Genomic DNA, 12,716 nt, shown 5'->3' with positions numbered 1-12,716 from the left:
CATGTCCGATCGTAACTACCTGCTGTTGACCCCCGGCCCGTTGACCACGTCGAAAACGGTGAAAGAGGCGATGTTGTATGACAGCTGCACCTGGGATGAAGATTACAACCTCGGCGTGGTGCAGCGCATTCGCCAACGGCTGGTGGCGCTGGCGACGCCGTCTGCCGGTTATACCTCGGTGCTGCTGCAAGGCAGCGGCAGCTTCGCGGTAGAGGGCGTGCTGGGTACGGTCATCGGCCCGCACGACAAGCTGCTGATCGTCAACAACGGCGCCTACGGGGCGCGGATGATCGAAATGGCGCGGCTGATGGATATCGACCACCACGCCTTTGACTGCGGCGAGGTGAATGAACCGGACGTGGCGGCGATGGAGGCGGTGCTGAAAAGCGATGCGCGCATCAGCCATATCGCCATGGTGCACTGTGAAACCACCACCGGCATGCTCAATCCGCTGCAGAAGGTCGCTGGTCTGGCGGCGCGCAATGGCAAGACCTTTATCGTCGACGCCATGAGCAGCTTTGGCGGCATCCCGTTGGATGTGGACGCGCTGGGCATCGATTTTCTGATCAGCTCCGCCAACAAATGCATTCAGGGCGTGCCGGGCTTCGCGTTCGTCATCGCCCGCCGCAGCGAGCTGGAGAAATGTGCCGGCCGTTCACGCTCGCTGTCGCTGGATCTGTATGCTCAGTGGCGCTGTATGGAGGATCAGGCCGGCAAATGGCGCTTTACGTCGCCGACCCACACCGTGCTGGCCTTCGCGCAGGCGCTGAAAGAGCTGGAACAAGAGGGCGGCATTGCCGCGCGCCACCACCGCTATCAGGCCAATCAGCGGCGGCTGGTGGCGGGTATGCGCGAGCTGGGTTTTGAGACCCTGCTGGACGATGCGCTGCACTCGCCGATCATCACCGCGTTCTATTCGCCAAAGGCTGATACATACCGCTTCGCCGAGTTTTATCAGCGTCTCAAGCAACAAGGCTTCGTGATTTATCCCGGTAAAGTGTCGCAGAGCGACTGCTTCCGTATCGGCAACATCGGTGAAATCTATCCGCAAGATATCGAACGTTTGCTGGCGGCCGTCGGGCAGGCGATGTACTGGAATCAATAAGGATTGACCATGAAACAGATCAACGCAGTGATCCTCGACTGGGCGGGCACCACGGTGGACTTCGGCTCCTTTGCGCCAACGCAGATTTTCGTCGAGTCGTTCAAGCAAACCTTCGATATCGACATCAGCCTGGCGGAGGCACGCATTCCGATGGGGCTGGGCAAATGGCAGCACATCGAGGCGCTGGGCAAGCTGCCGGCGGTCGACGCGCGCTGGCGGCAGAAGCTGGGACGCTCGATGAGCCATCAGGACATTGACGCGCTGTATCAGGCGTTTATGCCGCTGCAAATCGCTAAAGTGATCGACTTCGCCGATCCCATCGAGGGCGTGCCGCAGGTGATTGCCGCTTTGCGCGAGCAGGGGATTAAAATCGGTTCCTGCTCCGGCTATCCGCGCGCGGTGATGGAGGTGCTGGTGCCCGCCGCCGCACAGCGCGGCTACGCGCCGGATTACTGGGTCGCCACCGACGATCTTGCAGCCGGCGGCCGACCGGGGCCGTGGATGGCGTTGCAGAACGCGATCGCGCTGGGCATCGATGCGGTGGCGCATTGCGTGAAGGTGGATGACGCGGTGCCGGGCATTGCCGAAGGGCTGAACGCCGGGATGTGGAGCGTCGGGCTGGCGCTGTCCGGTAACGAGTTTGGCGCCACCTGGCAGGAGTATCGCCGGATGACGGCGGGCGAGATAGAGCGCCGCCGCGCGGCGGCCGCCGATAAGCTGTACGCGGCGGGCGCGCACTATGTGATAGACACGCTGGCGCAATTGCCGGCAGCGATCGCCGACATCAACCGGCGGTTGGCGAACGGCGAGCGGCCGTAACGACCGAACGCGGGGCATAAAAAAACCGGGGATTATCCCCGGTTTTTTCGTTGTAAGCCTTAAACCACCTCCTAAGGAGGTGGTGATTGAACCTGTGAGGCTCTAGCCTGAAGGAAACCCATGCCGGAATATTCCAGCTTACTCACCACAAGTAAGAAGGAAATCACCAACATGGGTTTATACAGGAGTTCATCACATGTGTTCTGGCGTTGCAAATACCACCTGGTTTGGACGCCAAAGTATCGATTTAAAATCCTCCGCGACAAGGTGGGCAAAGAGCTCTACCGAACAATTTATATCCTCTGCAACATGAAGGACTGTGAAGTTCTTGAGCTAAATATTCAGCCAGATCATGTGCATCTGGTCGTGATAGTCCCCCCGAAGCTATCGATTTCGACGTTGATGGGCGTCCTGAAAGGACGCAGTGCAATCCGGCTTTACAATCGTTTCCCACATATACGAAAGAAGTTGTGGGGCAATCATTTTTGGGCAAGGGGATACTTTGTCGATACGGTAGGGGTAAACGAAGAAATTATCAGGCGATACGTGAAGTATCAGGATAAGAAGGACCAAGAGATCAAACAGCAGATGGAGCTGTTGCAGGATTAACTCGAAAATGGCCCCCTTTTAGGGGGCGTCGTGTAAAGCCACCTCCTCAGGAGGTGGTCTTTTACTATGAGACGGCGTTAGCGATGCGCCAATTCGACTTCGTCTTCGCTGTCCATCACGGCTTTGTCGGTTTGCTTCATCAGCTGGCTGGTGATGGTGCCCGCTGCCATGGAACCGTTGACGTTCAGCGCAGTACGGCCCATGTCGATCAACGGTTCGACCGAGATCAGCAGCGCGACCAGCGTCACCGGCAGGCCCATCGCCGGCAGCACGATCAGCGCAGCGAAGGTGGCGCCACCGCCCACGCCCGCCACGCCGGCGGAGCTGATGGTGACGATGCCGACCAGGGTGGCGATCCACACCGGATCCAGCGGGTTGATGCCGACGGTCGGCGCCACCATCACCGCTAGCATCGCCGGGTAGAGGCCCGCACAGCCGTTCTGGCCGATGGTGGCGCCGAACGACGCCGAGAAGCTGGCGATGGATTCCGGCACGCCCAGGCGACGGGTCTGCGCTTCCACGTTCAGCGGAATGCTGGCGGCGCTGGAGCGGCTGGTGAAAGCGAAGGTGATCACCGGCCACACCTTGCGGAAGAACTTCATCGGGTTAACGCCGGTGAAGGCCAGCAGAGCGGCGTGTACCACGAACATGATGGCCAGGCCGATATACGAAGCCACCACGAAGCTGCCGAGTTTGACGATATCGTGAATGTTGGAGCCGGCGACCACTTTGGTCATCAGCGCCAGCACGCCGTACGGCGTCAGCTTCATGACCAGACGCACCAGCTTCATCACCCAGGCCTGCAGGGTGTCGATAGCCACCAGCACGCGCTCGCCTTTCGGCTTGTCGTCTTTCAGCAGCTGCAGCGCCGCCACGCCGAGGAAGGTGGCGAAAATCACCACGCTGATGATCGAGGTCGGGCTGGCGCCGGTCAGATCGGCGAACGGGTTTTTCGGGATGAACGACAGCACCATCTGCGGCACCGTCAGATCGGCCAGTTTACCCACGTAGTTGGTCTGGATCGCCGTCAGGCGCGCGCTTTCCTGCGCGCCCTGCACCAGGCCTTCGGCGGTCAGGCCGAACAGGTTGGTGACCAGCACGCCCACCAGCGCCGAGATCAGCGTGGTGAACAGCAGCGTGCCGATAGTGAGGACGCTGATTTTGCCCAGCGAAGAGGCGTTATGCAGCTTGGCCACCGCGCTCAGGATCGAGGCGAACACCAGCGGCATGACGATCATTTGCAGCAGTTGCACATAGCCGTTGCCGACGATGTTGAACCAGCTGATGGATTCTTTCAGTACCGGGTTATCGGCGCCGTACACCAGCTGCAGGCCCAGACCGAACACCACGCCGACCACCAGGCCGACCAGCACTTTTTTCGCCAGGCTCCATTGCTTGTGGCGGGTTTGCGCCAGCAGCAAAAGGAGCGCGACAAACACCAGCACGTTAATCACGAGCGGAAGATTCATCCCCAATGTCTCCAATAATCTTTCTTATAAAAACGACTACGCATCACGTATGTCGCGATGTAAATATCGTAACAGTTTGCTGAGTGGCCTACTTATATCCAAATGGAATTTGATATAGCTTTTTGTGTGTTTTTGTTCGTTTTATATACTTCAAGGTGATGGGTTAGGCGGTTTTTTGTGATCAGAGTCTGATATTTCTGATTTGCTCGACATAGGATTGCACCGGCAGGGTGAAATCACCTTGCCAGCAGATGGCAAACGCCACCAGGCACAGACACAGCACCCGCTCCAGCTGGTTGCCTTTTTGCGAGTTGAGCAGCGGCAGGCGAAAACGCCAGCGGCATGGCCACAACAGCGGCACGCCGGCGGGGGTGAGCATATCGGCCAACAGATGGCTGAAGTAGCCGATGATCATGGCGTGCAGCGCATCGGCCGGGATCGGCCAGCTGCGCGGCACATCAAGCTGAAACAGCGCCATGCCACCGGCGATCGCCAGCAGGCTGTGGGTGAAACCACGGTGGCCGAAGGCGCGGGCGATGGGCAGGGCGATCCAGCGCAGGCGCTGGCCCAGCACCGACTTGGGGTGATCGATGTCCGGCAGCAGTGAGGTCAGCAGCGCGGCGGGTATGATGTGCCACCAGTCGCCGGTAGCCAGCTCTGGCGTCACTTCCGCCTTCTTGGCGAAGATCGCGCAAGCGACAGAGAATATAAGGTGTCCTTCCGCGGTCATGCTGTTGCGATTCCGGCTGGTAAACTGTTAATTTATCCAGTATATGGGAAAATTCCCAGTAGTGGAAGCAGTTACCCTGTAACTAATTGTTTATTTTCCCCTGTTTTACAACGGCTTGTTACGGCAGTGGGTAACAAATCATCGATTTTGACGGGCGAGAACAAAAAGCGGGCAATGGGGAGAGTGAAACGGAAAGCAACGAGCGCGGTTTTACGGCGTGCGGCGGGAGGAAGCGGCGGCCTTGAAGCGCGCTGCGTGGCAGTGACAACGCGCTGCGGGCCGTCGCTTTCCCTGCCATGCAGCATAATGAGAACGTCACGCCAATTCAATAAAATGAAACGGTGTTTCGTTTATTTTGCGGTGCGGATCCCTTTTATGTCGCAGAGCGGCAAACCCAGAGCGCCGGTGGCCGGCGCCGCAGAATCAGGCAAAGTGGGCAGGGGTGAGCTGTTCGAGGGTCTCCAACTGGTGATCCGCCAGCGCCCAGCGCGGGTCGTGGCGGTATTCGGCGGCCGGGATCACGATGGAACGCATGCGCGCGGCCTTGGTGGCGATCATGCCGTTAAAGGAGTCTTCCAGCGTGATGCAGCGCAGCGGATCGCTGCCCAGGCGTTCGGCGGCGATCAGGTAGACCTCCGGATGCGGCTTGCTGTACGGCAGGTATTCGGCGGAAACCAATTGATCGAAGTAGCCTTCAAGATCGAACATCTTCAGCACCTGCCGTTGCATGTGCAGCGGCGAGGCGGAGGCGAGACCGATGTTCAGTCCCTGGCTGCGGCACAGCTCCAGTGCCTGCCGGACGCCAGGCAGCAGTGGGCGCGTCTCGTGCACCAGCTCGATGGCGCGCTCGATAATCCGCGCCGACACCTCTTCAAGCGTAACCCCTTGCCACGGCATCGCCTGGTACCACATTTTCACCACCAGATCGATGCGCAGCCCCAGTGTGTCCGGCAGCTTGTGACGGTCGGACAGATCCAAGCCCAGCGCGCCGAAGATATCCAGCTCGGCCTGCAGCCACAGCGGTTCCGAGTCGATCAACAAGCCGTCCATATCAAAAATTGCGGTTTCAATGCGTTGCGAATAAGCCATTAGCGGTTAACTCCTGCCGGCGCGGGTGAATGTGCCCGACACTTTATCATCGCCGGTGACGAGACTAAAACCTTTGCCTGCGCGTTTGGCTTTTGCCAAAACGCAGGATATTCCACACCTCGCGCAATTTTAGCCACCAGCGCTGGTGTTGACGCTCGGTGACCTGTTGCAACATGCGCGCATAATCCAGCACCAACCCCGGCGTCCAGGTCATGCTTTCGCCGCGGCTGCGCAGTACCGCCAGCATCCACAGGTTGGGATCCAGCACCAGCAGCAGAAAACGGCGCCACAGATGTTTATCGCCCAGCACGCCTTCCAACGCGCTGTCGAGCGCGCCGATGACTGTGGTGGAGCAGTTGCGCCGGGTCAGATTGTAGGTGGCGTCCTGCCGATAACGCAGCCAGAATGCGCGCAGCGCCGCCGGGTTATAGCGATAGAACTGAATTTTCTTGTCCGGGGGGCACCAGGCGGCGATCTCGCCCGCCAGGTCGGGCAGGAAACGCCCGTCGACGTTGTTCTGTTCGCCTGCATGCAACAACTGGCGGAAATCCTGAACGGAATGGCTGATGTCGTTGAGCGGGTAGTGGCTGATATACACATCCGGCACGAGCGCCAGGGCGGCGTGACCGGTGGAGATATTGCCGCCGCCGTCGACCGCCGCGATGTATCGGTCGACGATGTAACGCCGGCGCGGATCTTTAGCCGCCCCAATCGGTGTCCAGACATACACTGTGAGCGGCGTGGTTTCATCCGCCGGGGAGGATGGCTGCCGCGCGGGGTGCTGATTCAGAGAGAAGTTTGTCAGTCTGCGGGCGATACGCAATAGAGCCCAGCCGGAAAGCACCATCATCACGCCGAGGCAAAAGGGCACCGTCATCCGATGCGGCGCCGGCCAGCCGACAAAAATCATCAACGAAAGCAGGATCTCGCCGCCGCCCGCCAGCGCCACGGTCTTCCATCGATTGTGCTGAATCACCGTGGAGGAGGCGATGCGCACCGCGCCGTCAAGCAGCAGCGCGCTGCCAAACACCACGGTAGCGACGATGTTATCGTCTGCGGGCACGTCCACTATCAGAAAGGCCATAAACACAAAGCCTAACCCTTTGAGCAGCACCGGCCTGCTGGCCGAAGAGCCGATCACCAGCGCGGCGGATACCGCCACCAGCCCCTCCAGCGCCAGGATGACCGCCAGTGCATCCAGCGCCAGCACCGATCGGCCATCCTGCAGTATGTCGAACAGCATCAGCGCCCCTGCGGCTATCCACAGCCAACCGAACAGCACCAGCAGACGGCGCTGGCCGTGCAGCGCCTGCGCGCCCAGCAATAAGATAATCAGTCGAATCATGGCAGCCTCTGGCTAAACGGATAACGTTATCTCTTCAATGATAGTGCCCGGATGTCGTTAAGCGGTTGATTTCGGCGAATTCGGCTAAGCTTGTAGCACAGTGGGAATGAAGAAAACGGTGGGCGAGTTTCGCCAACTGCAGGTAGACTTAGCCGATTCGGTTACGTCGCTAACAAGGGGAACACATGACGTATCAACAGGCCGGGCGTATCGCCATTTTGAAACGCATTCTCGGATGGGTGGTTTTTATCCCGGCGTTGCTGTCGACGCTGATTTCCGTGCTGGGCTTTATCTATCAGCACAGTGAAAAAACCAAAGGCATCAACGCAGTGATGCTGGATTTTGTCCACGTGATGGTGGACATGGTGCGTTTCAATACGCCGTTCCTGAACCTTTTCTGGTACAACTCGCCGGTGCCGGACGTGGATAAAAGCCTGTTCAGCGGTGCCAATTTGATGTTCATCATCATCTATATATTGATCTTCGTCGGGCTGGCATTGCAGGCTTCCGGCGCGCGCATGTCGCGCCAGGTCAAGTTCATTCGCGAAGGACTGGAAGATCAGATGATCCTGGAGCAGGCCAAGGGCAGCGAAGGGCACACGCGTCAGCAACTGGAGGAACGCATCACGCTGCCGCACCACACCATTTTCCTGCAGTACTTTCCGCTGTACATCCTGCCGATCGTGATTGCGGTGATCGCCTGGTTCGTGATCCGCCTGTTGGGGCAGTTGGCCGGCGCGGCCTGAACCATGAACGGGGCGCCGCTCGGCGCCCCGGAACGTCATGACGCTTCCGGCTGCAACAGTGCCTCCACCGCACGTTGCGCAGCCACCAAATGCTGGCCGCCGAACAGGTTGCTGCGGTTGAGCAGGTAGTACAGCTGATACAGCGGTTGGCGCTCGATAAACCCGGTTCCTAGCGGCCATACGCTCTGATAGCCGTCGTAGATCTGCGGCGGCAGCTCCGGATACAGCGGCAGCATCGCCAAATCGCACTCTCTGTCGCCCCAGTAGCTGGCCGGATCGAACAGTATCGGCCCGTGGGCGGTCATCGCGCAGTTGCCCGGCCACAGGTTGCCGTGCAACAGGGAAGGCTGCGGCTGGTGGTGCTGCAAGCGCAGATACACCCGATCGACGATGTCGTCGATGTCGCCGAAGGTCATGCCTTTTTCCGCGGCCAGCTGCAGCTGCCAGCCGATGCGCTGCTCGGCGAAGAATTCCGACCAGCGGCGTTGCCAGGCGTTGGGTTGCGGGGTGGTGGTCAGATCGCTGTCGAAGTCGAGACCGAACTGCGGTTGCTCGCTCCACTGGTGCAAATGCGCCAGCTGTTGCCCCAGGCAGTAGGCGCCGTGAGCGTCGAGGGGTTTCAGCTGCTGATACTCCAGCAGCAGGAAGCTGTAGTCGCGATCGCTGCCGACGCCGTACACTTCCGGCACCCGCACGCTTTTGCTGCGCGCCAGCAACGCCAGCTGATCGGCCTCGGCGGTGAATATCGGCAGTTGTTCACGGGCGTCGCATTTCACGAACACCTCGTTGTCACCGTAACTCACGCGCCACGCCGGGTGAATGTCGCCCCCGGGCAGTTCAATCCTTTCGCGTATCTCTGCGCTGCCAAGATGTTCACTTAACAGACGGCTAACGGCTTGCCACATGGTATGTCCCCCTCTGTGCTGCCTGATAATTCATTAGGTTAGCGTCTTTCCCGTGGTGAAAACACGACGCGGCGCACAGCCGGCGTCAAAGGCGGCGATTTTTTCAACGCCTCGCCAGCTCAAAGTATATACCCTATTGATTAATTTAAGTGCAATACCGGTTGCAACTTGATGACAACGGATAAGCGAGGGGAGGATAGGATGCGGCGGGGAGCACCGCCGCATCAGAGGGGCGTTTAACTGCCAATGGAGGCGTTTGGGTTACCCTGTAACGGACGCAGCTTGCTGTACAACAAGGCGATAACGAACAGCGCGGCCTGTACGATGACGATGCAGGGCCCGGTGGCGCCGTCGATGTGGAAGCTGACCAGGGTGCCGAGCACGCAGGAGAACACCGACACCACCGTCGCCACCATCAGCATGCGGTCGAAGCGGCGGCACAGCATAAAGGCGATGATGCCGGGGGCGATCAGCATGGCGATCACCAGGATCACCCCCACGGCCTGCAGCGAGGCAACGATGGTCATCGCCAGCAGGCACAGTAATCCGTAGTGCAGCAGCTTGACCGGCAGGCCAATCACCCGCGCATGGTGCGGATCGAAGCAGTACAGCATGAAGTCTTTGCGCTTGAGCAGCACCACCGCCAGGGTGATGCCGGCGATCAGCAAGGTTTGTTTCAGTTCGCCGTCGGTAATGCCCAGCATGTTGCCGAACAGGATGTGGCTCAGGTGCTGGTCGGTATCGATGCGCGAGAACAGCACCAGGCCGAAGGCGAACATGCCGGAAAAGACGATGCCCATCACCGTGTCCTCTTTCACCCGGCTGTTCTCTTTCAGGTAGCCGGTGGCTACCGCGCAAAAAATGCCGGAGAGGAAGGCGCCGATCGCCAGCGGGATGCCGACCACGAACGCCACTACGATGCCGGGCAAGACGGCGTGCGAGATGGCGTCGCCCATCAGCGACCAGCCCTTGAGCACCAGATAGCAGGAGAGCACGGCGCACACCACGCCGGTAACGATGGCGGCGACGATCGCCCGCTGCATGAACGGGTAGGCGAAGGGTTCGCTGAGCAGTTGATACAGGGTGTCCATCAGCGGCCTCCGGTTTGCGAATGCGCCACGCGGCGCCGGGATGCCAGCAGGCCGTGTTTCGGCGCGAAGAAGAACGCCGCCAGGAATACCAGCGTTTGCAGGGTGACGATCACCCCGCCGGTGGCGCCGTCGAGGAAGAAACTCAGGTAGGCGCCGATGCCGCTGGTCAATGCGCCGATGATGATGGCGATGATCAGCAGCCGGCTGAAGCGGTCGGTCAGCAGGTAGGCGGTGGCGCCCGGCGTGATCACCATGGCGATTACCAGAATGGCGCCGACGGTTTGCAGCGCGGCGACGGTGCAGGCGCTGAGCAGGGTGAAGAACAGGATCTTCAGCTTCAGCGGCGACAGGCCGATCGACACCGCGTGGCTTTCGTCGAAGAACACCGCCAGCAGATCTTTCCACACCAGGCACAGGATCAGCAGCGAAACGCCGATGATGATTTCCACCTGCAGCACGTCTTCGTCGGCGATGCCGAGGATATTGCCGAAGATGATCGACTGTACGTTGACCGAGGTGGGGTTGAGCGACACGATAAGCAGGCCGACGGCGAAGAAGGTGGAGAAGATAAAGCCGATGATGGCGTCTTCGCGCAGCCGGGTGATGTGGCGCACCAGCGTCATCGCCAGCGCCGCCAGCATGCCGGTGAAGAAGGCGCCGGCGGCATAGGGCAGGCCGAGGGCGTAGGCGCCGGCCACGCCGGGCACCACCGAGTGCGACAGCGCATCGCCCATCAGCGACCACCCTTTCAGCATCAGGTAGGCGGACAGGAACGCGCAGGCGGCGCCGACGATGGCGCTGACCCAGATGGCCTTCACCATGTAGTTGTAACTGAAAGGTTGCAGCAGAAGGTCCAGCATCAGGATTGTTTCTCCCTGGCCTGGCTGTTGGCCGGCGGATCGCTTTTGGTGTGGCCGTAGAACACCGCCGGGCGTTCATCGTCGGTCAACACCGTGACGGTGCGCGGATCGTTGTCGTCGTGCAGATCCGGGCCGGAAAGGTTGATATGGCGCAGCACGCCGCCGAACGCCTGCTCCAGGTTGCTCTGGGTGAAGGTGGTCTCGGTCGGGCCGGCGGCCAGCACCGTGCGGTTGATGAGGATCACCCGATCGCAAAACTCCGGCACGCTGCCGAGGTTGTGGGTGGAGACCAAAATGAGATGGCCCTCGTCGCGCAGCGCGCGCAGCAGCTCGATAATCGCATTCTCGGTTTTCACATCCACGCCGGTGAAAGGCTCATCCAGCAGCAGCACCGTGCCCTGTTGCGCCAGCGCGCGCGCCAGAAATACGCGCTTCTTCTGGCCGCCGGACAGCTCGCCGATCTGCCGGCCGCGCAGCTCGCTCAGGCCGACGCGCTCCAGCGCCTTGTCGACCCGCAACCTGTCCTCACGTGACGGAATGCGCAGGAAGTTCATCTTGCCGTAGCGACCCATCATTACCACGTCCTCCACCAGCACCGGGAAGTTCCAGTCGACGTCTTCGGTCTGCGGCACGTAGGCGATCAGGTTCTTTTTCAGCGCGTCCGCCACCGGCTTGTCGCTCAGCGACACCTGGCCGGCGGTGGGCCTGACCAGGCCCATGATGCTTTTGAACAGCGTCGATTTGCCGCTGCCGTTGACGCCGACCAGCGCACAGATCGAACCGCCGCTCAGGGTAAAGCTGGCGTTGTGGATGGCGGTGTGCCCGTTGTTGTAGGTTACGGTGACGTCGTCCACGTTCAACTCAGGGCGGGCAAACGGTTCATGGGTCATTGATCGAATCCTTTGGCGATGGTTTGCACGGTGGTGTTGAGCAGGTCGATGTAGGTCGGCACCGGGCCATCGCGAGTGGACAGCGAGTCCACGTACAGCACGCCGCCGTATTTGGCGCCGGTTTCTTTCGCCACCTGCCTGGCCGGCTTGTCGGAAATGGTGCTCTCGCTGAACACCACCGGAATATGGTGGGCGCGCACGGCGTCGATCACCCGGCGCACCTGCTGCGGCGAGCCTTGCTCATCGGCGTTGATCGGCCACAGATAAACCTCTTTCAACTGATAGTCCTGCGCCAGGTAGCTGAAGGCGCCTTCACTGGTCACCAGCCAGCGCTGTGCGGCCGGAATGCGCGCCAGGCGTTCGCGCAGCGGGGCGTCCAGCGCGCCGATTTTCTCTGCGTAGGCCTTGGCGTTGCGGTTATAGGTTTCCGCATTGGCCGGATCGTGCGCCACCAGCGCCTTGCGGATATTCTCGATATACACCAGCGCGTTGCTTGGCGACATCCAGGCATGCGGGTTCGGGTTGCCGTTATAGGGCCCTTCGCGGATCGGCAGCGGGGTAATGCCTTCGGTGACTACCGCCGCCGGCACCTGCTTGATGTTTTCGAAGAAACGCTGGAACCAGCGCTCCAGGTTCATGCCGTTCCACAGGATCAGGTCGGCGTGCTGTGCCTTGACGATGTCGCGCGGAGTCGGTTGATAGTCGTGGATCTCGGCGCCCGGCTTGGTGATCGATTCCACCACGGCGGCGTCACCGGCCACGTTCTGGGCGATATCCTGAATGATGGTGAAGGTGGTCACCACGCGCAGCTTTTTTTCCGCCAGCGCGTTTTGGCTGACCAAGGCGGCGCCGAGCAGCAGGCAGGCGAGCGTGAAAGGGCGTAACAATGCGGCAGAGCGGGAAGGGCGACTGCGACGAAAAGCGCAACTTATCAATGGCATGATGACGTCTCCTGGTTCAAATGAAAATGATTATCAATATCAATTGAAGCGAAGTCAAGCGCCACTTGCCCACCGCCGGCGGGGTATTTCTCCAACTGAAAAATAATACCGTCCGGG

Annotated in this window: 13 protein-coding genes; 4 read left to right on the top strand and 9 right to left on the bottom strand. The window is 60.2% G+C overall.

The annotated features are described in order from the left end of the window. Position 1: 1 nt before the first annotated feature. From phnW to tnpA, 3 genes are all read left to right on the top strand, one after another. On the top strand, positions 2-1,105 hold the full coding sequence (phnW, locus tag JL05_RS17960; protein WP_015377681.1) for a 2-aminoethylphosphonate--pyruvate transaminase: 1,104 nt from the start codon (positions 2-4) through the stop codon (positions 1,103-1,105). 9 nt (positions 1,106-1,114) lie between these two features. Beyond that, complete coding sequence (gene phnX, locus JL05_RS17955; RefSeq protein ID WP_033633222.1) at positions 1,115-1,924, top strand: phosphonoacetaldehyde hydrolase; 810 nt, start codon at positions 1,115-1,117, stop codon at positions 1,922-1,924. 171 nt (positions 1,925-2,095) lie between these two features. Beyond that, positions 2,096-2,533, top strand: a complete 438-nt coding sequence (gene tnpA, locus JL05_RS17950) for an IS200/IS605 family transposase (RefSeq protein WP_033633663.1) — start codon at positions 2,096-2,098, stop codon at positions 2,531-2,533. Positions 2,534-2,610: 77 nt separating this feature from the next. On the opposite strand, the gene JL05_RS17945 is transcribed toward tnpA, so the two are convergent. From JL05_RS17945 to JL05_RS17930, 4 genes are all read right to left on the bottom strand, one after another. Beyond that, complete coding sequence (locus JL05_RS17945; RefSeq protein WP_033633221.1) at positions 2,611-4,002, bottom strand: L-cystine transporter; 1,392 nt, start codon at positions 4,000-4,002, stop codon at positions 2,611-2,613. A gap of 181 nt (positions 4,003-4,183) precedes the next feature. Beyond that, positions 4,184-4,732 (bottom strand): metal-dependent hydrolase, encoded by a 549-nt coding sequence (locus JL05_RS17940; RefSeq protein ID WP_004931456.1) that lies wholly within the window; start codon positions 4,730-4,732, stop codon positions 4,184-4,186. A 423-nt stretch (positions 4,733-5,155) separates the two neighbouring features. After that, the gene (gene hxpB / locus JL05_RS17935; RefSeq protein ID WP_004931455.1) at positions 5,156-5,821 is read right to left on the bottom strand and encodes a hexitol phosphatase HxpB; all 666 of its coding nucleotides are present in this window, start codon (positions 5,819-5,821) and stop codon (positions 5,156-5,158) included. A 64-nt stretch (positions 5,822-5,885) separates the two neighbouring features. Then, a complete protein-coding gene (locus JL05_RS17930) occupies positions 5,886-7,166 on the bottom strand; it encodes an HdeD family acid-resistance protein (RefSeq protein WP_033633220.1) in 1,281 nt (426 codons plus the stop codon). Positions 7,167-7,351: 185 nt separating this feature from the next. Between JL05_RS17930 and JL05_RS17925 the strand changes: the two genes are divergently transcribed. Continuing rightward, positions 7,352-7,912 carry a YniB family protein gene (locus JL05_RS17925; RefSeq protein WP_004931453.1) on the top strand — a complete coding sequence of 187 codons (561 nt, stop codon included), beginning with the start codon at positions 7,352-7,354 and terminating at the stop codon, positions 7,910-7,912. Positions 7,913-7,947: 35 nt separating this feature from the next. Here the strand turns inward: JL05_RS17925 and JL05_RS17920 are convergent, their stop codons facing one another. From JL05_RS17920 to JL05_RS17900, 5 genes are all read right to left on the bottom strand, one after another. Further along, positions 7,948-8,817: a fructosamine kinase family protein gene (locus tag JL05_RS17920; protein WP_033633219.1), complete on the bottom strand. Its 870-nt coding sequence runs from the start codon at positions 8,815-8,817 to the stop codon at positions 7,948-7,950. A 236-nt stretch (positions 8,818-9,053) separates the two neighbouring features. Further along, entirely contained in the window at positions 9,054-9,908 is an 855-nt protein-coding gene (locus JL05_RS17915) for a metal ABC transporter permease (protein ID WP_033633218.1), read from the bottom strand. Next, positions 9,908-10,768 (bottom strand): iron/manganese ABC transporter permease subunit YfeC, encoded by an 861-nt coding sequence (gene yfeC, locus JL05_RS17910; RefSeq protein WP_033633217.1) that lies wholly within the window; start codon positions 10,766-10,768, stop codon positions 9,908-9,910. The genes JL05_RS17915 and yfeC overlap by 1 nt, the downstream gene beginning before the upstream one ends. Beyond that, a complete protein-coding gene (locus JL05_RS17905) occupies positions 10,768-11,658 on the bottom strand; it encodes a manganese/iron ABC transporter ATP-binding protein (RefSeq protein ID WP_033633216.1) in 891 nt (296 codons plus the stop codon). Before JL05_RS17905 ends, yfeC begins: the two co-directional genes overlap by 1 nt. Then, positions 11,655-12,599: a metal ABC transporter substrate-binding protein gene (locus JL05_RS17900; RefSeq protein ID WP_033633215.1), complete on the bottom strand. Its 945-nt coding sequence runs from the start codon at positions 12,597-12,599 to the stop codon at positions 11,655-11,657. Before JL05_RS17900 ends, JL05_RS17905 begins: the two co-directional genes overlap by 4 nt. Positions 12,600-12,716 lie beyond the last annotated feature (117 nt).

Origin of the sequence: Serratia nematodiphila DZ0503SBS1, from assembly GCF_000738675.1 — a bacterium.
In the GTDB taxonomy this organism is placed as follows: domain Bacteria; phylum Pseudomonadota; class Gammaproteobacteria; order Enterobacterales; family Enterobacteriaceae; genus Serratia; species Serratia nematodiphila.
Note: the sequence above shows the minus strand (reverse complement) of the source record. Positions and strands in the feature narration are given on the sequence as shown.

Coding starts and splice junctions, on each gene's coding strand:
- JL05_RS17945 (WP_033633221.1), bottom strand. CDS start 4,002: ATGAATCTTCCGCTCGTGATTAACGTGCTGGTGTTTGTCGCGCTCCTT.
- JL05_RS17905 (WP_033633216.1), bottom strand. CDS start 11,658: ATGACCCATGAACCGTTTGCCCGCCCTGAGTTGAACGTGGACGACGTC.
- tnpA (WP_033633663.1), top strand. CDS start 2,096: ATGGGTTTATACAGGAGTTCATCACATGTGTTCTGGCGTTGCAAATAC.
- JL05_RS17920 (WP_033633219.1), bottom strand. CDS start 8,817: ATGTGGCAAGCCGTTAGCCGTCTGTTAAGTGAACATCTTGGCAGCGCA.
- JL05_RS17930 (WP_033633220.1), bottom strand. CDS start 7,166: ATGATTCGACTGATTATCTTATTGCTGGGCGCGCAGGCGCTGCACGGC.
- JL05_RS17915 (WP_033633218.1), bottom strand. CDS start 9,908: ATGGACACCCTGTATCAACTGCTCAGCGAACCCTTCGCCTACCCGTTC.
- JL05_RS17900 (WP_033633215.1), bottom strand. CDS start 12,599: ATGCCATTGATAAGTTGCGCTTTTCGTCGCAGTCGCCCTTCCCGCTCT.
- hxpB (WP_004931455.1), bottom strand. CDS start 5,821: ATGGCTTATTCGCAACGCATTGAAACCGCAATTTTTGATATGGACGGC.
- JL05_RS17940 (WP_004931456.1), bottom strand. CDS start 4,732: ATGACCGCGGAAGGACACCTTATATTCTCTGTCGCTTGCGCGATCTTC.
- phnW (WP_015377681.1), top strand. CDS start 2: ATGTCCGATCGTAACTACCTGCTGTTGACCCCCGGCCCGTTGACCACG.
- JL05_RS17925 (WP_004931453.1), top strand. CDS start 7,352: ATGACGTATCAACAGGCCGGGCGTATCGCCATTTTGAAACGCATTCTC.
- phnX (WP_033633222.1), top strand. CDS start 1,115: ATGAAACAGATCAACGCAGTGATCCTCGACTGGGCGGGCACCACGGTG.
- yfeC (WP_033633217.1), bottom strand. CDS start 10,768: ATGCTGGACCTTCTGCTGCAACCTTTCAGTTACAACTACATGGTGAAG.